This is a genomic window from Spiroplasma endosymbiont of 'Nebria riversi' (assembly GCF_018831625.1).
Classification (GTDB): Bacteria; Bacillota_I; Bacilli_A; order Mycoplasmatales; family Nriv7; genus Nriv7.
The window spans coordinates 87,317-113,590 of sequence record NZ_CP065193.1; the positions used below are offsets into that span (position 1 = coordinate 87,317).

At 25.6% G+C, this 26,274-nt stretch carries 24 protein-coding genes and 1 pseudogene; 13 read left to right on the top strand and 12 right to left on the bottom strand.

Annotation, left to right across the window (positions count from 1 at the left end):
• The first annotated feature begins 11 nt into the window (after positions 1 to 11).
• Together I5Q57_RS00770 and I5Q57_RS00775 are read left to right on the top strand one after the other, a co-directional pair.
• Complete coding sequence (locus I5Q57_RS00770; protein WP_215826356.1) at positions 12 to 1,733, top strand: hypothetical protein; 1,722 nt, start codon at positions 12 to 14, stop codon at positions 1,731 to 1,733.
• A 188-nt stretch (positions 1,734 to 1,921) separates the two neighbouring features.
• Positions 1,922 to 2,392, top strand: a complete 471-nt coding sequence (locus tag I5Q57_RS00775) for a hypothetical protein (protein WP_215826357.1) — start codon at positions 1,922 to 1,924, stop codon at positions 2,390 to 2,392.
• Positions 2,393 to 2,683: 291 nt separating this feature from the next.
• Here I5Q57_RS00775 and I5Q57_RS00780 read toward each other — a convergent pair whose 3' ends face one another.
• Together I5Q57_RS00780 and I5Q57_RS00785 are read right to left on the bottom strand one after the other, a co-directional pair.
• Positions 2,684 to 3,652 (bottom strand): hypothetical protein, encoded by a 969-nt coding sequence (locus tag I5Q57_RS00780; protein WP_215826358.1) that lies wholly within the window; start codon positions 3,650 to 3,652, stop codon positions 2,684 to 2,686.
• Complete coding sequence (locus I5Q57_RS00785; RefSeq protein ID WP_215826359.1) at positions 3,606 to 4,511, bottom strand: outer membrane protein assembly factor BamB family protein; 906 nt, start codon at positions 4,509 to 4,511, stop codon at positions 3,606 to 3,608. Before I5Q57_RS00785 ends, I5Q57_RS00780 begins: the two co-directional genes overlap by 47 nt.
• A 256-nt stretch (positions 4,512 to 4,767) precedes the next feature.
• On the opposite strand from I5Q57_RS00785, the gene I5Q57_RS00790 reads away from it, so the two are divergent.
• Positions 4,768 to 5,844 (top strand): Mbov_0401 family ICE element transposase-like protein, encoded by a 1,077-nt coding sequence (locus I5Q57_RS00790; protein WP_215826360.1) that lies wholly within the window; start codon positions 4,768 to 4,770, stop codon positions 5,842 to 5,844.
• 123 nt (positions 5,845 to 5,967) lie between these two features.
• Entirely contained in the window at positions 5,968 to 6,150 is a 183-nt protein-coding gene (locus tag I5Q57_RS00795; protein WP_215826361.1) for a hypothetical protein, read from the top strand.
• Between the two features lie 219 nt (positions 6,151 to 6,369).
• On the opposite strand, the gene I5Q57_RS00800 is transcribed toward I5Q57_RS00795, so the two are convergent.
• Complete coding sequence (locus tag I5Q57_RS00800) at positions 6,370 to 7,329, bottom strand: IS1/IS1595 family N-terminal zinc-binding domain-containing protein (RefSeq protein ID WP_215826362.1); 960 nt, start codon at positions 7,327 to 7,329, stop codon at positions 6,370 to 6,372.
• Positions 7,330 to 7,461: 132 nt separating this feature from the next.
• Here I5Q57_RS00800 and I5Q57_RS00805 point away from each other — a divergent pair, with 132 nt between their 5' ends.
• The 7 genes from I5Q57_RS00805 to I5Q57_RS00835 all read left to right on the top strand — a co-directional run bounded on the left by I5Q57_RS00805 (position 7,462) and on the right by I5Q57_RS00835 (position 13,228).
• Complete coding sequence (locus I5Q57_RS00805; RefSeq protein WP_215826363.1) at positions 7,462 to 8,358, top strand: UPF0236 family transposase-like protein; 897 nt, start codon at positions 7,462 to 7,464, stop codon at positions 8,356 to 8,358.
• Positions 8,359 to 8,591: 233 nt separating this feature from the next.
• A complete protein-coding gene (locus I5Q57_RS00810; protein WP_215825990.1) occupies positions 8,592 to 8,774 on the top strand; it encodes a hypothetical protein in 183 nt (60 codons plus the stop codon).
• Between the two features lie 429 nt (positions 8,775 to 9,203).
• The gene (locus I5Q57_RS00815; protein ID WP_215826364.1) at positions 9,204 to 10,424 is read left to right on the top strand and encodes an aminotransferase class V-fold PLP-dependent enzyme; all 1,221 of its coding nucleotides are present in this window, start codon (positions 9,204 to 9,206) and stop codon (positions 10,422 to 10,424) included.
• Positions 10,411 to 10,824 (top strand): iron-sulfur cluster assembly scaffold protein, encoded by a 414-nt coding sequence (locus tag I5Q57_RS00820; protein WP_215826365.1) that lies wholly within the window; start codon positions 10,411 to 10,413, stop codon positions 10,822 to 10,824. The genes I5Q57_RS00815 and I5Q57_RS00820 overlap by 14 nt, the downstream gene beginning before the upstream one ends.
• Before the next feature lie 22 nt (positions 10,825 to 10,846).
• Complete coding sequence (locus I5Q57_RS00825; protein WP_215826366.1) at positions 10,847 to 11,410, top strand: 5-formyltetrahydrofolate cyclo-ligase; 564 nt, start codon at positions 10,847 to 10,849, stop codon at positions 11,408 to 11,410.
• Between the two features lie 90 nt (positions 11,411 to 11,500).
• Positions 11,501 to 11,950, top strand: a complete 450-nt coding sequence (locus I5Q57_RS00830; RefSeq protein WP_215826367.1) for a S1 RNA-binding domain-containing protein — start codon at positions 11,501 to 11,503, stop codon at positions 11,948 to 11,950.
• Between the two features lie 3 nt (positions 11,951 to 11,953).
• On the top strand, positions 11,954 to 13,228 hold the full coding sequence (locus I5Q57_RS00835) for a glucose-6-phosphate isomerase (protein ID WP_215826368.1): 1,275 nt from the start codon (positions 11,954 to 11,956) through the stop codon (positions 13,226 to 13,228).
• Between the two features lie 363 nt (positions 13,229 to 13,591).
• Here I5Q57_RS00835 and I5Q57_RS00840 read toward each other — a convergent pair whose 3' ends face one another.
• From I5Q57_RS00840 to gap, 3 genes are all read right to left on the bottom strand, one after another.
• Positions 13,592 to 14,350: an IS1/IS1595 family N-terminal zinc-binding domain-containing protein gene (locus I5Q57_RS00840; protein ID WP_215826369.1), complete on the bottom strand. Its 759-nt coding sequence runs from the start codon at positions 14,348 to 14,350 to the stop codon at positions 13,592 to 13,594.
• Between the two features lie 152 nt (positions 14,351 to 14,502).
• Positions 14,503 to 15,690, bottom strand: a complete 1,188-nt coding sequence (locus I5Q57_RS00845; RefSeq protein ID WP_215826370.1) for a phosphoglycerate kinase — start codon at positions 15,688 to 15,690, stop codon at positions 14,503 to 14,505.
• A gap of 57 nt (positions 15,691 to 15,747) precedes the next feature.
• Positions 15,748 to 16,758, bottom strand: a complete 1,011-nt coding sequence (gap, locus tag I5Q57_RS00850; protein ID WP_215826371.1) for a type I glyceraldehyde-3-phosphate dehydrogenase — start codon at positions 16,756 to 16,758, stop codon at positions 15,748 to 15,750.
• 294 nt (positions 16,759 to 17,052) lie between these two features.
• On the opposite strand from gap, the pseudogene I5Q57_RS09985 reads away from it, so the two are divergent.
• Positions 17,053 to 17,109, top strand: a pseudogene (locus I5Q57_RS09985) (hypothetical protein); the annotation flags it as partial.
• A 102-nt stretch (positions 17,110 to 17,211) separates the two neighbouring features.
• Positions 17,212 to 17,709 (top strand): hypothetical protein, encoded by a 498-nt coding sequence (locus I5Q57_RS00855; protein WP_215826372.1) that lies wholly within the window; start codon positions 17,212 to 17,214, stop codon positions 17,707 to 17,709.
• Between the two features lie 318 nt (positions 17,710 to 18,027).
• Here the strand turns inward: I5Q57_RS00855 and I5Q57_RS00860 are convergent, their stop codons facing one another.
• From I5Q57_RS00860 to I5Q57_RS00885, 6 genes are all read right to left on the bottom strand, one after another.
• Positions 18,028 to 18,912 carry an ATP-binding protein gene (locus I5Q57_RS00860; RefSeq protein ID WP_215826373.1) on the bottom strand — a complete coding sequence of 295 codons (885 nt, stop codon included), beginning with the start codon at positions 18,910 to 18,912 and terminating at the stop codon, positions 18,028 to 18,030.
• A 21-nt stretch (positions 18,913 to 18,933) separates the two neighbouring features.
• Positions 18,934 to 19,938 (bottom strand): DnaD domain protein, encoded by a 1,005-nt coding sequence (locus tag I5Q57_RS00865; RefSeq protein WP_215826374.1) that lies wholly within the window; start codon positions 19,936 to 19,938, stop codon positions 18,934 to 18,936.
• Positions 19,939 to 20,100: 162 nt separating this feature from the next.
• Complete coding sequence (gene mutM / locus I5Q57_RS00870; RefSeq protein ID WP_215826375.1) at positions 20,101 to 20,931, bottom strand: DNA-formamidopyrimidine glycosylase; 831 nt, start codon at positions 20,929 to 20,931, stop codon at positions 20,101 to 20,103.
• 14 nt (positions 20,932 to 20,945) lie between these two features.
• The gene (gene polA, locus I5Q57_RS00875) at positions 20,946 to 23,561 is read right to left on the bottom strand and encodes a DNA polymerase I (protein ID WP_215826376.1); all 2,616 of its coding nucleotides are present in this window, start codon (positions 23,559 to 23,561) and stop codon (positions 20,946 to 20,948) included.
• 97 nt (positions 23,562 to 23,658) lie between these two features.
• Positions 23,659 to 24,129 (bottom strand): hypothetical protein, encoded by a 471-nt coding sequence (locus I5Q57_RS00880; protein WP_215826377.1) that lies wholly within the window; start codon positions 24,127 to 24,129, stop codon positions 23,659 to 23,661.
• A gap of 1 nt (position 24,130) precedes the next feature.
• On the bottom strand, positions 24,131 to 26,098 hold the full coding sequence (locus I5Q57_RS00885; protein ID WP_215826378.1) for a hypothetical protein: 1,968 nt from the start codon (positions 26,096 to 26,098) through the stop codon (positions 24,131 to 24,133).
• Positions 26,099 to 26,274 lie beyond the last annotated feature (176 nt).

Sequence of the window (26,274 nt, forward strand, 5' to 3'; positions counted from 1 at the left end):
GAGTGATAAAAATGTTTATGAAAATATTTACCGTGTTAATTATTAGTTTCAATAACATTTTTACTATTCCCCAAAACATTAACAATGATGAACTAACAACACAATCACTAATTAGAAATAAAAGAGAAAGTGAAGAAACTTATGAATTAAACTTAAAAAAAGGATTTGTTTACTTAGTAAAAAATAGATGAAAAAAACCTAATACTGATATAAAATGAGATTTATATATACATACACAACAATGACCAATAAATATGCCAAACTGAATAAAAATTGATAAGGTATCTCCAATTAACGAAAAGACAATACATAGCATAATAGATAATTACCACGCAAAAAACGAAAATATTCTTGATGAACTTACAAAACTCAACTTTAATATCAAGTATGAAGAAATTGAAAACGGTAATATTCAAAAAAAGGAAATCGTTAATCTAAAAGTGACAATATTAAAAAACCCTACTTGAACACAAATAATAACAAAAATTGAAGGTCAAATAAGACCATCAACTGATATTGAATTACCCACAACAATAACTAATTTTGACGGTAACCATAACTATAGTGATGTTATCGATAACCTTGATTATTTAATGATTCGCCGTGGTGATTTTGATAAATTTAATTACTCGTATCTCTATTGAACACCCGTATTTAATTTCATTGACACCTTAGAAAAAGGTTACTATAAAGAATTTATGATTAAAAATAACGGATTTAAAAATGACAGCTATTTTTATCACAAGACTTCTAGTGATAAAAATGTAGTAAATGAGAATATTTTGAAAATTAAGGCATTTAACAAGACCTTAATTGTGGGTAATAACTATTTACAATTATTACATGGTGAAAGTGAGATCTGAAAATATGACACCACGAGCGCTAACGATTATCACCTAATTAAGTATCTTTTTGGGACCTTAAATTATCTTAATGTTAGATTTAGTTTTCTACGCTATGACCCCGATTTAAAAAATGATATTTACCTATATTTTAAAAATAACATTCCTAGTATTAACAACAATGATTATAAAAATGTTTTTGATGAAATCTACGAAATCCTTGGCAATTTCTTTGCTAGTTTATTTTATGCGACTTTTGACATGGACGAAAAAACTCATACCGAAATTGATTTTAAGAGCGTAAAAAACTATAACAAGGGCTACTTTATTCAAATTGGATTTTTTTATCGCTCGTTAATTACTTTTTATCCCAAAAAATACTTAATAAATGTTATAGGAAATTCAGAATTATTACTAAGAAGTTATTTTTTTAATTTTGATAAAAAAACGCACCAAGAAAATTTTAATGCCATTAAAAACAACAATAGCATTTATCAAATTGATTTTAATGTCCTTAAATCCTATGACAATAAACTGATCACATTGCCAACCAGCAAGACTACTAACAGTATTAATTATCTCAATACCGATATTGATATTCGTTATGGTATTAATATTTTTACCTTAACTTTTCCCTTGTATCATAAGGCAAATACTTCTAACTACAATTTTAAACTCTATGACTTTAATGTCTTAAGTTCCGTGGCGTTTATCCCTGATGGTTCCACCAATTCAGAATGGGATGACCTAATTCCGCCACCAAATTGCAAATATTCCGGACGCTGAATACCAACATTTAATGATATTGGTTGTGCCATTCAAAATGCTGGTATTAAAATGCTAAACTGAATGCTGACAGCTTCACAAATCATTACAATTTACGCCCGTTAGCAACTATTGCAAAAGCGACAGTTAACTTTTCAACCGCCATTTTTCCAGTTTTTAAAACGGTACCAGATTTTTACTATACCTTTCAATTTTTAATCGGTTTTGCCATTTTTCTAATGATATTAAGGATTTTCGTATAATATATATATATATATATATCGAAAAAATAAAGTAATAAAGGAATTAAAATAATGAAAATTTTAAATGCAATAGTTCTTCGAGGGCTAATAACATTGCCAGTAGTTGGATGTTCTAAAAAAGAAAATAAAATAATATTATCTAATAAAAATGAAACTCATGAATTAAACTTAAAAAAAGGATTTGTTTGCTTAGTAAAAAATAGATGAAAAAAACCTAATACTGATATAAAATGAGATTTATATATACATATACAACAATGACCAATAAATATGCCAAACTGAATAAAAATTGATAAGGTATCTCCAATTAACGAAAAGGCAATACATAGCATAATAGATAATTACCACGCAAAAAACGAAAGTATTCTTGATGAACTTACAAAACTCAACTTTAATATCAAGTATGAAGAAATTGAAAACGGTAATATTCAAAAAAAGGAAATCGTTAATCTAAAATTAACAATATTAAAAAATTCTACTTGAACACAAATAATAACAAAGATTGAAGGTCGAGACCTTTAATAACCAAATTTAAAAACTGTTATAATTATTACCCAAGGAAGGTGGTTGTCTATGATGACAAGCCCCTTAAATAACTAAACAACTTTTTCATTTTTTCTATTTTAACAAAATAAGAAACCAGTAATTAATTAAAATTACTGGTTTGAATATTTTTTTATTTTTCACAAGAAATTTAAACTTGTTGTGCTTTTTTCAATTAAAGTTATTGTTCTAAATAGCTAATATCGTTTTTATAAAACCTTATACTATAGTAGTAACTGTATTTGTTCTTACCGGCCATTCTCTTTCTGATTAAAAAAATGTTTCGCCGTTAAATGTTATTTTATCATTGTTTTTATCTATAGTAATTTCATTGGGTAATAAACTATATTTTTTTAAAATTTGCATTACTTCTGTAATTGATAATGTAACTATTTGTTCTTTATTGTTGTCATCAATTATTTTGGCAGTAATATTTCCTGTAATTTTTTGTTTTAAATTTAATATAATTTCAGATTCAATTATTCTTACTGGATAAGTAATTTTTAATTTTTCATTAGGATTGAGTTCAAATTTATAAGTGGGTTCCTTAAAAATACTTAAAATCATTTCTTGTTCTTGTTTATTTGTGTTTGATAAATCAAATTCATTTGATAATACATTAATGATTCCAGAATTTTTATTATTTATATTTGTAAAATCTGTTAATTTCATTTCATCATCAGAATTTATGTTTCAACCATTTAATTTATTTTCTTGTTTTGTTTTAGTTAATCCTGTTGTAATTTGAAATACTAATTTTGATTTTGAATTATATTCACAAGCAGGTACATTAAATGATCTTGTATTTGGGGTTTTATTGATAATTTCTCTATCGGAACATACATTTTTAGGAACATTAGATCATAAAAATGAATTTTCTTGTTTTGTTATTTCAGTATTTGAAAAATTTAAATTATTAGTATCAATATAATTTATTTCCTTAAATTTTAAATTAGGATTTTCATCTCTAAACTTAAAAAATATTGCATTTTTAATTAATTCATTTAAATTAATAATTTTATTTTGTTCATTTTTAATTAAATAATATATATTTATAATATCATCATTTAAATTATCTTTTATCTTTACTATAGCGGAATTATTTGTTTTACTAATAATTTCTAATTGTGAAATATCTAAATCAGGATTTAAATAATTTAATTCATTTAAAATTGCATTATCAGAATTATCATTAATTTGCCCTAAATTTGAATCTAAATAGTACTTCACTATATTCATAAATATTACCATCTGCCGACCCAAAATATAATTTGTTATTTAACACCACACCAGAAGATTCATTTCATGAACCTGTTGTGGGGATAACTCTTTGTTGTTCTGTGGATGGATCATATTCATAAACATTTTTATCTCCTGAACCAAAATATATTTTATTGTTGAAAATTACACCCGAGGATCTTATACTTTGAGAATTATTTGTTTTAATAACAATTTTTTGTTGTCCTGTAGCGGGATCATATTCATAGACTTTATTATCATCAGAACCAAAATATAATTTGTTGTTTAAAACCAATCCAGAAGATTTTATAGGATTATTACTATTTGTTGTTCTTAGAACAATTTTTTGTTGTCCTGTGGCTGGATCATATTCATAAATATTACCATCATCTGAACCAATATATAATTTATTGTTAAAAATTACACCAGAAGATCAAATAAAACCATTTGTTTTAATGACAATTTTTTGTTGTCCTGTGACTGGATCATATTCATAAACTTTGTAGTCTCATGAACCGAAATATACTTTGTGGTTTAAAACCACGCCCGAAGACCAAACATTACCATTTGTTCTTAGAACAATTTTTTGTTGTCCTGTGGCTGGATCATATTCGTATACTTTGTTGTCTGCTGAACCAAAATATACTTTATTATTTAATATTATCCCATCAGATCGAACTATTCCATTTGTTGTAATTACAATCTTTGTTATATTTATTTTATTATTTTCATTATTGCTTCGTTTTTGTCTTTTATAATTTATATTTTCTAATTGCTCTTGTTTTTGATAAGGACTATTGGCAACAATTCCTGACATTCCGCTTCCCGCTATTGTTATTGCACTTAATAAACTAAGCAACTTTTTCATGTTAATCAAATCATTTTCGTGAATTTTTAATAAATTAATAAAATTTACCAAACAATCAACATCCTTTCTCAAATTTTTACAGTCTAATTAATACAAATTAATTATAAACTATCAAATAATAATTTCTATTATTTTTTCAAAATATTGAATACTAATTTTAGAAAAACATTTATCTTTAAAAAAGAAAAAATAAGCATGACTAAATTTAACTTTGTTAAAATTATTCTACCAAGAAAGGTGATTTTTTATGTTAAAAATTAATAATAATGTAAAAACTTTAGAAAACAAGCATTGATTAAGTCTATTTACAACCCATAAAAATATGTACACCAATAAATGTGAACAATTAGCTAATGAATATGAAAAATTAGATGAATACTTATATAAATATCATTATCGATTAAAACAAGGTTATAAAGTAGTTCATTTTGCAACAAGAACAATTATTACAATTTTTGGTGAAGTTATTTTTAAACGACGCCGATATAAATATTGAAATCAAAAATCAGGTAAATTTGAATATGTATGTTTGTTAGATAAAGAAATTGGTTTATTGCCCAAACAACGCATTTATTTTGATGTCCAATTTAAAGTTTTAAGTCTTCTAGGTGATGGCAAACGGTATCGTGATGTTTTAGATGCTCTAAATCATTGTTATATTTCAAAAGCTAGTATTTCAAGTATTTTAAATAAATACGATATTGCTGAATATTTTCAACTAGCAGAAAAAGAAACTAAAACTAGAATTGATGTCAAAAATAAGAATTTATATATTCAACTAGATGAGACATTTTTAGCGACATTAGATAATAAAATTAAACAAGACCAAAGAATTCGTTTAGTTACTTTTCATACCGGACATAAAGAAAAAAATTACAAAAATGCTCGTAGAGAATTAGAAAACAAACGGGGTCATTTTCTAATGTTAAAAGTTGGTAAACGAATAAATACGATGGATTATCGTGATTTATTAATTAGAGAATTACAAAAACATTATGTAAATATTAATTATGACAAAATAATTGTTTGTGGTGATGGTGATACTTGAATTAGAGAAATTGCCAATAGTTTTGGTAATGTTAGATATATTTTAGATGGTTATCATGCTATTAAAAAATTAAAACAAACTGCATTTAATATTATTTTTGAAAATCGCAAAGTAACATTAAATAGTTGAATTAAATTATATAAGGATGGCAATCATCAAGAATTAATCAAAACCATTCGTAATATTGCTAAAAATGAATTAAATAAAGATATTAAAACAAATTTAAGGAAGGCGAGTAATTATTTCAGTAATAATAAGCATGGCATTCATCATTAAAATTTAGAATGAAATATTGATTGTAACATTGAAATTGATGTATCTCATTTAGTAAAACAACAATTAGGATATGGGGCAAAAATATATAATCATAAGAATTTAAATAACCTATTACATTTAAGAATGGCAAATTTAAACAAATTAAATGTATTACATTACATTAATGAAAATATTAATTCAGAAATAGAAATCAGAAAAGAAATATATAAAAATTCATTATGAAATAAATATAATAGTAAAAATGATGATAGTTGAATTAATTATAAAGGTAATGCTGTAACAAATAAATATAATAAATTTAAGTAAGTAAAAATATTAGTTAAAATTTAATAAAATTAATAATTTTTGTTGTGTAAAAATTCAATAATATAATAAAATTAAAAATAATAAAAATGACAATAACAAGAAAGGCAGGGTTAGTTTAGTAATTAAATAATATAATTAGCTGATTGTTTTACTTCTTCAAAGCAATACCTAAGAAAACTAAACGCGACCATGTAAAATTACTATTTTTACTTTAATTTTTTATACATTAAAATATAATACCGCTGTTTGTTGGTTTGGAGTTAAACCCTTATGTTGGTATTTTCATTTTCAGAGATTTAAATAATTTTTAATATTAGTAAAACCTAAACCATGATAATGAATTAAGGCTTCTTTAAGAATAGATTGTAATTTACTGATTTTATTTAAGTTACGATAACTAGCTTCAGGATTAATTGTTGTTTTAGTTACACATAAAGTAGAATTTGTTTGTTTTGCTACTAAAAAATATAATTTTTGCATATCAGAAGTAATAATTGAATTTTGGTTAATTAATTCTTTGTTCATATTTTCAATAACTCATTGTTTTTGTAAACGTTTGGTGTTTGTGGATTTAACATAAATATTGTTATTATTATCAACTGCCATTTGAATACAGCATTTAGTATTAGTTGCGAATGGGTCAAGGTGAATTCTTCGTGGATCAGTTTTATGTTTGAAATTTCCTTTATGAATTTCTTTAATAAATGTTTCATCGATTTGGATTTTACCAGATAATTTTTTAAATTTTAATTGGTTATTTTCTAATTGTTTTGATTTCATTAATTTTTGACGATTATATCAAGCAGTTTTTAATGTAGTTTTAATAAAACGAGAAATTGTTTTACTAGATTGCCCCAGCAATGAAATTTGAATCAATAAATTTCATTGTTCATAATTTAAATGACTTCAATAAATAAAATGATTACGAGAAGCGTCAAAACTTGCACGGCAATTTTTACATAAATATTTTTGTTTTCCTTCTGAATTATGTCCATTTTTAACGCAATGGTAAGATTCACATTTAGGGCATTTAATACCATGCGCTCTAAATTTTTGATCAATTTCATTTAAACGTTTTTGTTTTTTTATTAATTCTGCTTGTTTTTTGACTTTTTCATAAAATTCTAAAAATTGATCATCTGTTAAACTATTTACTAGTTCTTGAATTATTTTTTCCATAATTATTATCCACCTCTATCATATTAAAAATATACCTAAAATTAAGTATATTCAATAAATATCAAGAGTTTTCGACAAAATTAAAAACAAAATTTAACTTTGTTAAAATTGCTACCAAGAAAAGCGATTTTTATGTTAGAAATTAATAATAATTTAAAAACCCCAGAAAATAAGCATTGATTCATTTTATTTACAACCCATAAAAATATGTACGCCAGTAAATGTAAACAATTAGCTAACGAATATGAGAAATTAGATGAATACTTATATAAATATCATTATCGGTTAAAACAAGGTTATAAAGTAGTTCATTTTGCTTTAAGAACAATTATTGCAATTTTTGGTAATGTTACTTTTAAACGACGCCAATATAAATATTGAAATCAAAAATCAGGTAAATTTGAATATGTATGTTTATTAGATAAAGAAATGAGCTATCGTGATGTTTTAGATGCTCTAAATCATTGTTATATTTCAAAAGCTAGTATTTCAAGTATTTTAAATAAATATGATATTGCTGAATATTTTCAACTCGCAGAAAAAGAAACTAAAACTAGAATTGATGTTAAAAATAAGGATTTATATATTCAACTAGATGAGACCTTTTTAGCGACATTAGATCATAAAGTTAAACAAGACCAAAGAATTCGTTTAGTTACTTTTCATACCGGACATAAAGAAAAAAATTATAAAAATGCTCGTAGAGAGTTAGAAAACAAACGAGGTCATTTTCTAATGTTAAAAGTTGGCAAACGAATAAATACGATGGATTATCGTGATTTATTAATTAAGGAATTACAAAAACATTATGTAAATATTAATTATGATAAAATAATTGTTTGTGGCGAAGGCGCTACTTGAATTAGAGAAATTGCCAATAGTTTTGGTAATGTTAGATATATTTTAGATGGTTATCATGCTATTAAAAAATTAAAACAAACGGAATTTAATATTATTTTTGAAAATCGCAAAGTAACACTAAATAGTTGAATTAAATTATATAAGGGTGGCAAAATCATCAAGAATTAATCAAAACCATTCGTAATGTTGCTAAAAATGAATTAAATAAAGATATTAAAACAAATTTAAGGAAAGCGAGTAATTATTTCAGTAATAATAAGCATGGCATTCATCATCAAAATTTAGAATGAAATATCGGTTGTAGCATTGAAAGTGATGTATCTCATTTAGTAAAACAACAATTAAGATATGGGGCAAAAATATATAATCATAATAATTTAAATAACCTATTACATTTAAGAATGGCAAATTTAAACAAATTAAATGTACTACATTACATTAATGAAAATATTAATTCAGAAATAGAAATCAGAAAAGAAATATATAAAAATTCATTATGAAATAAATATAATAATAAAAATGATGATAGTTGAATTAATTATAAAGGTAATGCTGTAACAAATAAATATAATAAATTTAAGTAAGTAAAAATATTAGTTAAAATTTAATAAAATTAATAATTTTTTTTGTGTAAAAATTCAATAATATGATAAAATGAAAAAGAATAAAAATGACAATAACAAGAAAGGCAGGGTTAGTTTAGTAATTAAATAATATAATTAGCTGATTGTTTTACTTCTTCAAAGCAATACCCAATAAAACTAAACGCGACCTTTTTTAAAAAACTGATTGTGCTTGTCATAAGTCTGTGGTTATACTACATAGAAAACTAAGCGCGACCCACTTTATGTTAAAGATAGCAATTATCGCCTAAATTAGGTAAAATATACTAGTGGTTAATTAAATAATAATTTCTTAAAGTTATTAAAAATTCTTATATCTAATATTTGTAGATAGATAATAATTAAATAAATTATTAAAATAGTTAAAGATAGAAAGGAAGAAATTAATTAATGACAGATATAAAAAATATTAAGAAAGATTTTCCCTTTTTTCATAAAAATAAAAATATTGTTTATTTAGATAATAGTGCTACTAGTTTAAAGCCACAATGTGTTATTGATAATATTATTAATTATTATTTAAAATATTCTACTAATCCTCATAATAATGATTTTTTACTAGCCCATGATTGTAATGAGAACATTCAAAAAATTCGTAAACTAGTTGCTGAATTTATTAATGGTAAGGATAGTGAGATTATCTTTATTCCTTCAACTACTTTTGGATTAAATCAATTGGCTTTAGGGTTAGAAGCATTAATTTCTAAGGATGATGAGATTTTATTAACAATGGCTGAACATAGTTCTAATTTATTACCTTGGTATCGTTTAGCAAAGACTAAACAAGCAAAGATTAAATATATTGGTTTGGAAGATTTAACGATTACTATTACTAATATTAAAAAATTATTAACACCGAAAACTAAAATTGTTAGTTTTGCAAATATAAGTAATGTTTTAGGAACTGTTAATGACACTAAAGCGATTTGTCAAGCAATTAAACAATATAATCCTAACATTATTGTTATTATTGATGGTGCTCAATCAGTTGGTCATATTAAAACTGATGTTCAAGATTGAGATATTGATTTTTTAGTATTTTCTGGTCATAAGATGTTAGGGCCAACGGGTATTGGTATTTTATGAGGAAAAAATATGATGTTATCTAAATTAGCACCAATGTTATTAGGCGGCGGTAATAATGCTATTATTAATGATAACGGAACATATTCTTTACTACAAGGATATATGAGTTTTGAATCAGGGACGCAAAATATTGCTGGTATTTTTGGTTTACAAGAAGCGATTAAGTATTTACAGAATATTGGTTTAGAAACAATTCATAATCATATTACTAGTTTAAAAGATTATGCTGTTAATGAAATACGAAGGGAAAATTTAAATGTAACAATTTATAATCCTAATGCTAAAAGTGGCATTTTAGTTTTTAATGTTAATAATGTTGCCGCCCACGATGTATCAGTTAATTTAGCTAATAACTACAATATTTGTCTTCGTAGTGGTAGCCATTGTGCTAGTTTAATTGATCAAGTACTTGGTGTTAAAAGTTCATTACGAGCTAGTTTTTATATTTATAATACTAAAGAAGATGTTGATAAATTAATTATCGCATTAAAAACAGGAGGCAATTTTATTGATGATTTCTTATAATGAATGAAGAAAGATAATTATTAATCATTATCAAAATCCTCAGTATCAAGGTTTTATTAAACATAACCAAGCAATTGAGCGATTGCAATCTAATTTAAGTTGCGCTGATCAGTTAAATTTACAGTTAGTAGTTATCAATGATGTTATTGTTTCAGCTCGGTTTATGGGTTATGCTTGTGCAATTGCAACTTCTAGTGCTGACTTGATTTGTCAAACCATTACTAATAAATCAAAATATCAAGCACTAGCAATTTTAAATAATTATTCATTAATGATTAATGTTAAAGATTATGATAGTGATATTTTAGAAGACTTAATTGTATTTACTCATACTAAAAAGCAACCAAATCGTAAGCAATGTTCATTATTAGCAAGTAGTGGGTTTTTAATGATGTTATAATAAGTTATAAGGATGTGCTTAGATGTTTGATAAACATTTATTACGAAAATCAGCTTTAAAAGTAAGATTAGCAATGGTAAAAGATGATAAAGAACAATATGATCAAAAAATTATTAATTTTATTACTAATAACGACGATTTTCAAAAAGCAAAAATAATTGGTTTATTTTCACCCATTAGGGGAGAAGTTAATGTTAATCTTTTAATTAGTTTTTGTTTTAATAATGACAAGATTGTTGCGTTACCAAGAATGCAAGATGATAATTCTTTATTATTTTATCAAATTACTAGTTTTGATGATTTAGTAATTGATAATAATTACAATATTTTACAACCTAATTTGCAATGTAAAATGTTAATGACTTCGGAAATTAATATTTGTTTCTTACCGTTTTTAGCGTATGATAGTAACGGCACTAGAGTTGGATATGGGAAAGGATATTATGACCGAACTTTAGTAGATTTTAAAAATCCAATTATTGGAATTGGTTATAGTTGACAAAAAACTATAGAAGAAATAACAGTTGATAAAAATGATATTTTAATGCATCAAGTAATAACGAAAATTGGAATTGAAAAATTTTAATTTTTAAAGATATTTATATTTTTTATAAAAAGTAAATTTTTTGCAAATAAAAATGAATATTTATTTTTCTCAATGTTATAATTAAGTATCATGTGAATATATGAAAATATTTACTGAAATCAAAGGAGAGATTTTATGTATAAAAAAGGTGACATTGTTGAAGCAAAGTGTACTGCTGTTTTACCCTGAGGTGTATTTTATGTTATTGAAAACATCGTTGATAACGCTAATGAAAACAGTACTTCTTCACAGTCAAAGCCAGAGCGAATAACTGGGATGTGTCATATTAGTCAGTTTTCTGATGGATATGTTAAAGATATTAATGAATTTGCAGAAGTTGAAAAAGTCTATCGCTTAGAAGTGTTAAATTTTGATGTTGATAAAAAGCAACTAAGTTTAAGTCATAAAGCACTTCATAAAGAAGAACAAAATCGTGGGTCCGTACATATTAAAGAATCAGGATCAGGATTTGAAGATTTATCTAATAACTTATCGCAATGAATTGATAATAGCGGGCATATCAGTGAAAGTGACGAATAATAGATGATTAAAACAAATATTAGTTATACACACTTAACAAATCAAGAACTTAATAAATATCAAAATAAAATTCATTCAATTCATAAAACAATGATTACTGAAAGGAAAGGTCTTGGCAGTAATTTTTTAGGTTGAGTTGATTTGCCAAAAAATTATAATAAAACTGAATGAGAAGCGATGAAAATCATTGCTAAACGATTAATTCCTGAAATTCAAGTTTTAATTGTTATTGGTATTGGTGGTTCTTATTTAGGCGCTAAAGCAGCTATTGATATGATTAAAGGATTATATTCCCAAGATTCATTAGAAATAATATTTGTTGGTAATACATTATCATCAACATATACTAATCAAGTTTTAGAATATGTTAAGGATAAAGAATTTGCTATTAATGTTATTTCTAAATCAGGAAGTACAACCGAACCAGCGATTGCTTTTCGTCTTTTTAGAGATTTATTAGAGCAACAAAAAGGTAAAGCAATTTCTAAAACAAGGATTATTGCTACTACTGATGCTAAAAATGGGATTTTAAAAAACTTAGCAGATCAAGAAGGTTATGAAACTTTAGTTATTCCTGATGATATTGGTGGTAGATTTTCAGTATTAACGCCTGTTGGTATTTTTGTAATGGCAATGGCCGGAATTGATATTGATAGGGTTATTCTGGGAGCTAATCAAGCATATACAGATTTAAGTAATGATACTTTAGAAAATCAAGCATATAAATATGCTGTTGTGCGAACAATATTACATCAAGAAAAGCAATATCCTGTAGAGATGTTAGTTAGTTATGAAATTCAGATGTCTAGTTTGGCTGAATGATGAAAACAGTTATTTGGTGAATCAGAAGGAAAAGATAGTAAAGGAATTTTGCCTGCTAGTGTTAATTTTTCTACTGATTTACATTCCTTAGGACAATTTATTCAAGAGGGAAGCAAAGTTTTATTTGAAACAGTTTTACAAGTTAAAAAGCCCTCTTTGGATGTTAAAATTGCTACTAATAGTGATGATGTAGATCAATTGAATTATTTAACTAATTATTCTTTACATCAAATTAATGCTTTAGCTTTAGAAGGAACAATTGATGCGCATAGTAATGAGGGGAAAGTTCCTAATATTATTTTAGAGTTAGAAACAATGGATGAAATAATGTTTGGTTACTTAGTGTACTTTTTCTTTAAAGCTTGCGCAATGAGTGCTTATTTACTAGAAGTTAATCCTTTTAATCAACCGGGTGTTGAAGTATATAAGAAAAAAATGTTTAAGGTTATTAGGTAAGAGTTAATAATTAATACTTTAAAATTATTATTATATTTAGGATTTTTAAAGATAAAATAATTTTTTAATTTTGTCGAAAACTATTGATAAAATAAAAAAAATCATCAACTTGATAATTTTAAAAGGCTTTTATGTAAAATTACTATTTTTACTTTAATTTTTTATACATTAAAATATAATACCGCTGTTTGTTGGTTTGGAGTTAAACCCTTATGTTGGTATTTTCATTTTCGGAGATTTAAATAATTTTGAATATTAGTAAAACCTAAAACATGATAATGAATTAAGACTTCTTTAAGACTAGATTGTAATTTACTGATTTTATTTAAGTTACGATAACTAGCTTCAGGATTAATTGTTGTTTTAGTTACACATAAAGTAGAATTTGTTTTTTTTTGCTACTAAAAAATATAATTTTTGCATATCAGAAGTAATAATTGAATTTTGGTTAATTAATTCTTTGTTCATATTTTCAATAACTCATTGTTTTTGTAAACGTTTGGTGTTTGTGGATTTAACATAAATATTGTTATTATTATCAACTGCCATTTGAATACAGCATTTAGTATTAGTTGCGAATGGGTCAAGGTGAATTCTTTGTGGATCAGTTTTATGTTTGAAATTTCCTTTATGAATTTCTTTAATAAATGTTTCATCGATTTGGATTTTACCAGATAATTTTTTAAATTTTAATTGGGTATTTTCTAATTGTTTTGATTTCATTAATTTTTGACGATTATGTCAAGCGGTTTTTAATGTAGTTTTAATAAAACGAGAAATTTTTTTACTAGATTGCCCCAGCAATGAAATTTGAATCAATAAATTTCATTGTTCATAATTTAAATGACTTCAATAAATAAAATGATTACGAAAAGCGTCAAAACTTGCACGGCAATTTTTACATAAATATTTTTGTTTTCCTTCTGAATTATGTCCATTTTTAACGCGATGGTAAGATTCACATTTAGGGCATTTAATACCTTGTGCTCTAAATTTTTGATCAATTTCATTTAAACGTTTTTGTTTTTTTATTAATTCTGCTTGTTGTTTGACTTTTTCATAAAATTCTAAAAATTGATCATCTGTTAAATTATTTACTAGTTCTTGAATTATTTTTTCCATAATTATTATCCGCCTCTATCATATTAAAAATATACCTAAAATTAAGTATATTCAATAAATATCAAGAGTTTTCTACAAAATTAAAACAATTTTTATATTTTAACAATAAAAATGTATCGTTTAAATAAACGATACATCATTAATAACATTAACTATTTATCTTGAATAACTTCAATAGCGGGTAGCGGTTTGCCTTCTAATAATTCCAAACTAGCGCCGCCACCAGTTGAAATATAACTAAACTTATCTTTAAAACCTGACTGAATGGCTGCTGCTGCTGAATCACCACCACCAACAATACTAAAAACATTATTTAAATGAGCAATTGTTTCACAAATTGCTAGTGTTCCCTTATTAAAATTTTTCATCTCAAAAACGCCAACCGGACCATTTCAAATAATAGTTTTAGCTTCTTTAATATAGTTATTAAATAATGTTATTGTTTTCGCACCAATATCCATTCCTATATAATCATCAGCAATATTAGCATCGGTACTATTAATTCCAGACTGATCAACAAACTCTTTACTCATCAAATGATCAATTGGTAAAATTATTTTACCAATTGCTTTTTGTAAATACTGTTTAGCTAATTCTATTTTATCTTCTTCAATTAAAGACTTGCCAATATTAAATTCTTGCGCTTTTAAAAAAGTAAAACTCATTGCTCCACCAATAATTATTTTATCAGCTACCTTTAAAAGATGATCAATAACACCAATCTTATCAGATACTTTTGCTCCTCCTAAAATCACAACAACAGGTCGCTCAGGATTAATAATCGCTTTATTTAACATTGCTAACTCTTTTTCCACTAACAAGCCAATACACGATTCATTAATATTAGTTGCGATACCAACATTAGAAGCATGCTCACGATGGGCTGTGCCAAAAGCATCATTAACAAAAACATCACCTAAACTTGCTCAATATTTACCTAAAATAGCATCATTATTAGATTCCCTTTTATTTTCTAAATCAGCAAAACGCGTATTTTCCATTAATAAAACTTGTTTATTTTCTAAACTATTAATTGCTGTTTGCAATGTTACCCTACTAATTTCATCAACAAAGTTTACTTCAGTACCTAATAACTCTGCTAACCGCTTTGCTACTGGTTTTAATGAATATTTTTTTAAATCTTCTGACCGTTTTATTCTTCCCAAATGTGATAATAAAATAACTTTAGCGTCGTGGTCTAATAAATATTGAATTGTTGGGATGGCACTAATAATACGATTATCATCACTAATAACATCATCAACTAATGGCACATTAAAATCGGCTCGGACTAATACTTTTTTATCTTTAAAATTAATATCTGCCAATGTTTTTTTCATATGAATTTAATTTTCCTTTCCAATAATAAAAACTAAGGTGGACGCCTTAGCCATTATTTATTCCATTAAGTTTGCAATATGATTAACTGTTCGGCATAGTTGATTAACATATGACATTTCATTATCATATCAAGCAAAAACTTGGATTAATTGATCCTCTCCTAAAGTCATTACTTTAGTTTGCGTACCATCAAATAATGAACCATAACTAATACCAATAACATCACTAGAAACAATTGGATCTTCAGTATAACCAAAAGATTCATTAGCAGCATTTTTCATTGCTTCATTAATATCAGCAACTGTTACCTTTTTATTTAAAAGTACAGTTAACTCAGTAATTGAACCAGTAACTACTGGTACTCTTTGAGCTGCACCATCTAATTTTCCTTTTAAATTTGGTAATACTAACCCAATCGCTTTAGCAGCTCCCGTAGTATTTGGAATAATATTAACTGCCGCTGCTCTTGCTCTTCTAAAATCACCTTTACGATGTGGACCATCCAAAATATTTTGATCATTAGTATAAGCATGAATTGTTGTCATCACCCCAGTTTTAATACCAAATTTTTCATCTAATACTTGTGCCATTGGCGCTAAACAATTAGTTGTACAAGATGCTGCTGAGATAATAGTATCACTAGCAACAATTTCATGATGATTAACATTAAACACAACGGTTTTTAAATCAGCTCCCGCAGGTGCTGAAATGACAACTTTTTTAGCTCCCGCAGCTATATGAGCTGCTGCACTTTCCTTAGTAACAAATAACCCTGTTGATTCAACAACAACATCAATATTTAAATCTTTTCACGGTAAATTTTTAGGATCCTTTTCAGATACAATTTTAATTTCATGACCATCAATAACTAAACTTGATTCCTTAGTAGTAACTCCCTTATCAAATCGCTTTTGTGCTGAATCATATTTTAATAAATGACCTAGCATCTTAACATCACCTAAATCATTAATTGCTACAATCTCAATATTTTCATAATTCATTAATATTCTTAAAGTTAAACGACCAATGCGTCCAAACCCATTAATTGCAATTCTTTTCTTTATCATTCTGTTTTCCTCCTATATGCACTGCAATAATTATACAAATAACTCATTTATTTTACAATTAAATTTTTAATTTTGTAGAAAACTCTTGATATTTATTGAATATACTTAATTTTAGGTATATTTTTAATATGATAGAGGTGGATAATAATTATGGAAAGAATAATTCAAGAACTAGTAAACACTTTAACAGATGATCAATTTTTAGAATTTTATGAAAAAGTCAAACAACAAGCAGAATTAATAAAAAAACAAACACGTTAAAATGAAATTAATCAAAAATTTAGAGCACAAGGTATTAAATGCCCTAAATGTGAATCTTACCATTGCGTTAAAAATGGACATAATTCAGAAGGAAAACAAAAATATTTATGTAAAAATTACCGTGCAAGTTTTGACGCTTTTTGTAATCATTTTATTTATTGAAGTCATTTAAATTATGAACAATGAAATTTATTGATTCAAATTTCATTGCCGGGGCAATCTAGTAAAACAATTTCTCGTTTTATTAAAACTACATTAAAAACTGCTTGATATAATCGTCAAAAATTAATGAAATCAAAACAATTAGAAAATACCCAATTAAAATTTAAAAAATTATCTGGTAAAATCCAAATCGATGAAACATTTATTAAAGAAATTCATAAAGGAAATTTCAAACATAAAACTGATCCACGAAGAATTCGCCTTGACCCATTCGCAACTAATACTAAATGCTGTATTCAAATGGCAGTTGATAATAATAACAATATTTATGTTAAATCCACAAGCACCAAAAGTTTACAAAAACAATGAGTTATTGAAAATATGAACAAAGAATTAATTAACCAAAATTCAATTATTACTTCTGATATGCAAAAATTATATTTTTTAGTAGCAAAACAAACAAATTCTACTTTATGTGTAACTAAAACAACAATTAATCCTGAAGCTAGTTATCGTAACTTAAAATAAAATCAGTAAATTACAATCTAGCCTTAATTCATTATCATGGTTTAGGTTTTACTAATATTCAAAATTATTTAAATCTCTGAAAATGAAAATACCAACATAAGGGTTTAACTCCAAACCAACAAACAGCGATATTATATTTTAATGTATAAAAAATTAAAGTAAAAATAGTAATTTTACATAAAAGCCTTTTAAAATTATCAAGTTGATGATTTTTTTTATTTTATCAAGAGTTTTCGACAAAATTAAAAAATTAAATTAGTAATTTTCTTCTAAAACACTATCTAGAAATTACCAAAGACATTGCAAATCATTGCCAATTTATTGGGCATATTTCCGAAGCACATCGCCTTCTAATAATACTGGTTTTGCCAAGTATCTAATTCTTTCTACTAACCGAATTGATTTCACAATATCAATATTTTTATATTTAGCATTACGACTATAATATTCTTGTAAGTTTCCCATATCATAATTAGAATTAAAAAATGTTGATAAATTATGTTGCATCCGATAATTTAAAATACTAAATAAAATCTCATCACGAGTTCACTCCGATACGGGTTCACCAGCTAAATCATCTAAGAATAGCACATCACAAGTTTGGAGCTTATAAATATCACTAGATAATGAATTAGTTGCTTTCGAAATCGCTTGTTTTAATTGACTCATTAATTGGGGAACAAAAACAAAACATACTTTATAATCATTCCGAACTAAACTATTAGCTAATAAAATAGAAATATAAGTTTTACCAATACCAGGAGCACCATAAATATATAATCCTGTTGTTTGCTCTTTTTTAAGGAAATTAATAAAATATTCTTTTAATTTTATGCGAATAAAATCATTTTCTGGTAAATGAAAATCAGTTTCTAATGATAAATTAATCATTGATAAAGGAAAATGACAAATTAAATAATTATTACGAATTTTATCATTAGCTCGCAAATATTGACGATGTAAACAATCTTGCATTTCTAAATAAATGCGTTGATTTTCATAAACTAATTCTAACCGATATCCAGGAATTAATTGTTGACATTCATTTCAATTCAAACCATCCAAACATTCAACAAAATTATTTAAATATTTTTCTAAAATATCATTATTTCGTAATAAATCTTTTTTTAGTAATTGATGTTCAGCAATAAATTTCTGCAAAGCAACAATCTTATTTTTTTGAATCCGATGATAAATATCCATAACAATCACTTCCTTCCATAATTATGTTTGACAAAGGGGGTCTTCTTGTAACCATTTTGGAATAATACCCATATTTCATTTAATTTCATAATCAAATTTTGATTTTTTTACAATTTTATTAGATTTTATTTTTTCCTTATTAAAACTTTGAACATATGCAGTTCTTAAATATATCATTGCTTGTTCAACAGTAGTAATCTGCTTTTGTTGTAATGTGCTCGCAATTTTTTCTAAATAAGCCACAACTAAAAGTTTATTATTTTTATATCACACATATTCAATTAAACAATTAGTAACTTCTGGTGACAAAGTGTAAGTAACTAATAACTTAGCCAATAACTGTAAATCTTTCGCTTGTAAAGGAAAATTTTGTAATAATGTTAAATATTTATATGGTGATATTGTTTGCATCTCATAAATTTTTTTTTGTAAAGGATTTTTCATATCTTCATTAGCAACTTCTAATGATTGTTTATTAGTTTCTGACAAATGATTGGTTTGGAAAATAAAATCAGCACTAGAAGCATCTGCTTTTACTATTGATAAAGAAAATACTTCATTAAAGCATTTCGTAATTTTTTTATAACTTGATAGATCTTCTTGATATTGCATAAATAAAAACTTTGTTCGTTCATAATCATTAAGAGAAAGATTATCAATTAGCAATTGATTAAATTGTTGATGATTAAAAAAGTCTTGTGGTGCCATCGGAGCAAATAATTCATAGTAATAAGTAACACCAATATTAGTATTATTACGATAAACATCAAATAAATTTATTGCTTCTAACCGATTTCTCGCAACTTCAATTTCCAGTAATGATAATTGTAATAAATTTTGCAAGCGTAAATGCGAATTATCTAAATTTAAAACTTTCATTGATAATTGTTCATTTAATAAAGCAAAATATAGCGAAACAGCATTAACACCAATAATTGGTTGATATAAATGTTGAACTATCTTTTGCGTTTCACTACAAATATGAGAATTAATAATTATTTGAAATTTTTCTTCTGATTGTAACATTTTTATCTCCACCTTATTGTCTTATTTATTCTATGACAGAATAATAGCGATGTAAATAATAAACAATAAAAAAATAATTACCCACTAAGTTATCCACAACTTAGTCCTAAAAATATCTTATAAATAAGATGCTTTAATTTACTTATCCACATAATTCACAACTTATAATTTATTCTGACATTGACAGCAAAAATATGTACCACGACCATTAAGCTTAATTTTTTCAATTATTGAAGAACAAACATAACACGCTAATGCTTCTCTTGTATGCACTTTCAATAATTGCTGATATGTCCCTTTAACACCAACATTAGAAGTATAACTAGCAATTGTTGTTCCTTTTAAGTTAATCGCTTGTGTTAAAATTTGTTTCGCATTATTTAAAATTGCTTTTAAATGCTCGGTTTGTAATTTATTACATCTAGTAACAGGATGAATTTTACTAGCAAATAATACCTCATCAACATAAATATTTCCTAAACCACTAATAATACTTTGATCTAACAGCATTGTTTTAATAGCTCGGTTCTTATTTTTAAATTTCTTTTGTAAATAATCAACAGTAGCCCTTGATTCAAAAGGTTCTGGGCCTACTTTGATTAATGGTGCTAATTGTTCATATTCATCCTTTTTTTGCAAATGAAAAGAACCAAATCTTCTTGTATCATGATATCTTAATTCACAACCATTACTTAATTCTAAAACTAATAAAACATGTTTTCATTCAATATCATCATTAAGATTTTGATAATAATATTTACCTTCCATTCGTAAATGACTAATTAACACAAAATCTTCTAATTCAAAAATTAAATGTTTTGCTTTTCTTTTTAAATCAAGAATTTTTTGACCAACAATCAATTTTCGAAATGATACTAAGTCGGGTTGTTTAATTACTGAACTTCAATAAATTCTAATTCCTGTAATAACTTGATTGCAAACAAAAGGTTGTAAACTGGCACGAACAGTTTCTACTTCTGGTAATTCTGGCATTAACTTAATCTCCTTTATACTTCATATCAATTATTTCCTGTATTAATATCAACCGTTAAGGGCACCTGCAATTTTGTTGCTAAATTCATTGCTGAATTAACAATTTTTTTAACAATTTCTAATTCATTTTCATATACTTCAACAATCAACTCATCATGAACTTGAGCAACAAGATACGATTTTAAATTATTTTGTTCTAATTGCTGATCAATTTTAATTAGAGCTAATTTAATTATATCAGCTGCTGTTCCTTGAATCGGAGCATTAATTGCTACGCGTTCTGCTACTTGTTTAGCTACTCAATTCCGATCATTAATTGTTGGAATGTATCGGATCCGATTGAATAAAGTTTTAACAAATTTATGTTCTTGACAAAATTTAATTGTATTATCCATATAATGACGAATTTCAGGAAAAACAGCAAAATATTGTTCAATAAATTTTTTTGCTTCGCTAATAGAAATCATTAATTGTTTACTTAAACCAAAATCAGAAATACCATATACAATCCCAAAATTAACAGTTTTCGCAACTCTTCGTTGCTGTTCACTAACTTCAGCTTGATTAATAGAAAATATTTTACTAGCAGTTAATGAATGAATATCTTCATTATTTTTAAATGCTTTAATTAATTCTTTAACATTAGCCATATGTGCTAAAACTTTTAATTCAATTTGCGAGTAATCACTAGATAACACTACTTGTGTGCCAGAATCATTAGGAACAAACACCTTACGAACTAATTTTTGATGAACATCATGAATACTAATATTTTGCATATTAGGTTCTTGTGAAGATAACCTTCCTGTTGTTGTATTAGTTTGATTATAAATCGTATGCACCTTACCATCTGCAAAAATATATTTTTCTAAACCTTTTAAATAAGTTGAATAAGTTTTTTGATATTTACGATATTCCAAAATTTTATCAATAATTGGATGTAATTGTTGCATTTGTAATTGGATTAATACTTCTTGTGCCGTACTACCTTTTTGTAAATCAGGTAATTTTAACACATCAAATAATAATTCTTTTAATTGTTTAGGAGAATTAGGATTAACATCTTGTTGCGCTAAACTATTAATTTCTTCATTTAATTGGGTGACAATTTTTAATACTTCTTTTGTTAACTGTTCTAATTGTTTAATATTAACACGAATACCGTGAAACTCCATTTTTGCCAATACAAAAGCACAAGGAAACTCAATATTTTTATACAACTCTAATTGTTGTTGTTGTTCTAATTTCTTACTAAGAAGCGGTTTTAAATGTAAAATTCATCAAGCTTTTCTAGTAATAAAACCAGCAACTTCTTGTAATTCTCGTACAACTTTTTTTTGATTTTTACCATAAAACATTTCATCATTCATAAAAGTTTGTTCAGCAAAATAATTAATAACATTATCAATCGTTACTTTCATATTCGCATTTAAAATATAACCTGCTAATTGTAAATCAAAAGCAATACCTTTAACTTCAATATGATGTCATTTACAACCATTAATAACTTTCTTCAAATCAAAAACATCTTTTAGACATTTTTCATCTTTTAAAAATGCTAAAAATAATTCATCAGTACTAGCAACAAGATAATCTAAATAAAATGTTCCTTTATCGTTAACAACACCAAAGCCAATAATGTCTGAAGTATAATAATTATCACCACTCATTTCAACAAATAACGCATTTTCAACACAATTATAATTAGCATCTCACTTACTTAAAATTTTACCTTGATCTTTATTATTATCTTGTGAAGGATTATTTGTCTCTAAACGATTAACTAATGACTTCAAATTATATTTTAAATAAAATTCTTTTAAGCGATTTAAATCTCTATTAATTGTTAACGAAGATAAATCCTTAGGAAAAGGAACATCATATCTTAAAGATGCCATTTCTTTACATAATAAGCCGATATTAGCATTATTCACAATTTTTTCTTTAACCGCTGTTTTTAATTCCTCTTGGTGCGTAATAATATTTTCTAATGTTCCAAATTGATGTAACAATGATAAAGCAGTTTTCTCGCCAATGCCTTTAATACCTGGAAGATTATCACTGGCATCACCTTTTAATCCTTTTAAATCAGGTATTTGGTTTGGAGTTATATCTCATCTTGCTTTTAATGAATCAACATTAATAATTTCTACTTGTGATAATCCCTGCTTCGGTTTAACAATTACCGTATTAGCAGATAATAACTGTTCTAAATCACCATCCGATGACAAAATTTCAATTTCTCAATTTAAATCAATTGCCTTTTTATTAATCGTAGCAATAATATCATCAGCTTCAAAATCAGGATGTTCATATCATTGAATTCCATAAGCATCTAAAAACTCACGAACTAATGGTAATTGCTGTAATAATTCTTGTGGGGTTTTAACGCGTTTTTCTTTATAACTAGGTAATATTCCATAACGAAAATTTTTAGGTCCCTCATCAAAAGCAACCAAAACTAAATCATAATTTTGTTTTAAAATCTTTTCTAACATTGTAATAAAACCTAACAAAGCATTAGTTGGTGTCCCATTATTTGCTCGTAAAGTTATGGAATTACTATATGCGGTTGCGTAATATGCCCGAAAAACTAAACCATTACCATCAACTAATAATATTTTCTTCATTAAAAAATTTTCACCTAATCCTATTTCATTTCTTAAATTATTATAACAAATAAACTTGTTAAAAATAAAAACAGCAAAATCCTTGCTGTTTTTTTAACTATACAGTACTGGCAGACTTATTTTTCTCTCAAAATTTTCAATTATTAGCAACAATCTCTTTATTTTTCATTCGATAGGCGACTAGTAATAAAAATCCCGCCCCAATCATTAATAGTAAAGAAATAACTAATCCAATTGCCATTCTCTCGCCATTATCAGTATTATCAATAATTGTAAAGATAAATGTTAAAAAAGCAATAATTATATAAATACTACCAATTATTCAAAAGAAAATCCTTCTTTTTAAACCTCAAATATTTGTAATAACAAATGTAAAAAAAGCAATAATAATTAATATATTTCATAATGTTTGAGCAAAATTACTAGTTCAAAAATTTAGTTTTAAAACAACAGTATCATAAATAACAAATTTAGACTTAACTAACTCTACAAAACCATAAACAATCATTAAAAAAAATGCTAATAAAATTACTATTCGTCCAATTAATGCCCATTTTGTATTTTTCATTTTATTTAATCTCCTTATTTCTAAATGCTATAATTTTAAAATTATTGCTAGCAAGACTATTGTAATAGTTTTTTGTTTTTCATTTAATTGAATAAACATTATTCATCTTACCTTGGGAAAAACTAATATCATATGATACTTCTAATGAATTATCAATATCATTATACTGCATTTTCGTATTAGTAATCCTTCAATAATTACTATCTTGATAAAATCTCCGATATTTCATATTAATAGTGCCATTATTATCATTAATAATGCGATCTAAAATTCCGTTTTCGCTTGTTAACAATGTTAACAACTTAGCAACCTCGGTTATACAATTGGGATCATCATCTTCTTTACAAGAGCTAATAGTCGTAATAAGAGTGTCCAATACTCCATTCGGTATTAATTCACCTTTTTGAACATTATATCCAAGGATTTCTAATAATGCCACTTTTGCATGCTCGTTGTCAATTTCAATGGCAGCAAGAATCTTGTTAATCTTTGCTTCTGTTAACACCTCATCTTGAATTACGCCGACTAACTTATTAATTGCGGTTAAAACATCATTTAAATTAATATTTGTATCATTAGGAAGGAAATTTAAATATTTTTTAACAGTTCCAAAAATGGGATCTAATATTTCTTTAATTTTAGGAAATGCTTTTGGGAAAAAATCAATATTTTTACAAAGAAAACTATTAAATCCCACACAAACACCACCGGCTGAAACCACATCAATTAATGGGTAATCAAAAGACCTTAAGAGAGTTATGAAATTTATGTTAATTTTCTTAACTAATTCATTTAATTGTGGGGTTAATCTAATAATTAATAATAACTTTCGTAAACTTAATCCGCCATCATTTAAAGAAAATACTTTTGTTAACTTATTTTTTAAATTACTAATTACTGATTGATCAAAACCAACATATATCGCACTTAACTGATCATTAATAGCTTGTTGAATTTCTTCAGGAATTTTACTAACTTCGTACCAAATCTTATTGGGATCACCAAAAGGAAGACTAGCATAAATTTTCATTACATAAGAAATAACTGATAAAATTGGTACTAATAATGAAATAATATTTTTTAAATCTTTAAATCCATTTTGAAAATTTTCTAATATATATTTATTAGTTTTTATTGAAAAATTATTATCATTAATATTATCTACTTCAATACCAAATGTTGCCATCATTGTATCATAAGCAGCTTCTACTTCGGCATCATCTTTACTATCATATCCTTTACAAGAACTTTCAGCTTTTTCTTTCTCTTCATCATTTTCTTTCTTACAACCAATTTGAACAATTATTTTTTTAATTCTTTTTTGTGACCACTGTAGTGCTTCAGCATATGTTACTTTGCCAACAAAATTATCATTATGTTCAGTAAGATTATTTCGTAATTCAGTAATAATATAAGCATTATAATCATTTCAAAAACTTTCAATATTACTTTTAGTTAAAAAATTCATAATGGGATCTAAAACGGACCCACTATTAAAAATTTCTTTTAATGTATCAACAGTTAAAGTGTTAAAAATTGAACCATATGTTCGAATTTTACCTAAAATATTATTTTGACTAATTAAATTAGCATAGGGTTTTACATATTTATCATTAGAGTTAATAACTTTATTAGCTAGATCTTGCGAAGAAAAAAACTCTTGATGACGAGGGAATCAATTATTATTATTGGTTTGTCCAAAATACGAATAAGAAATATTTTTAAAAATTAAATTATCAACTTTATTTTCTAAAATATCATTAATAACTTTCGAAGCATCTCATTTTTTTTCTCTACTTAATATTAGTGCTTTAGTAATTTCGCCAGTAACTGCCGAAAAATCATTTAATTTAGCAGCGATGCCTTCATCAATCTTAGTTTGATAACGGAAAGTACAAGCAGCTAAGGTTAAAATTTGAGAAACTGATAATAATAACACTACTCAATATTTCATTATTTTTCTTTTCATAAATTAAACCTCAACTTTTATAAAACAATGCAAGACAATTTTAAACTTTTTTTAAAAAAAAAAGCAAATTCAAATTATGAAAAGGTCGCGTTTAGTTTTCTTAGGTATTGTTTTGAAAAAGTAAAACAATCAGCTAATTATATTATTTAATTACTAAACTAACCCCGCCTTTCTTG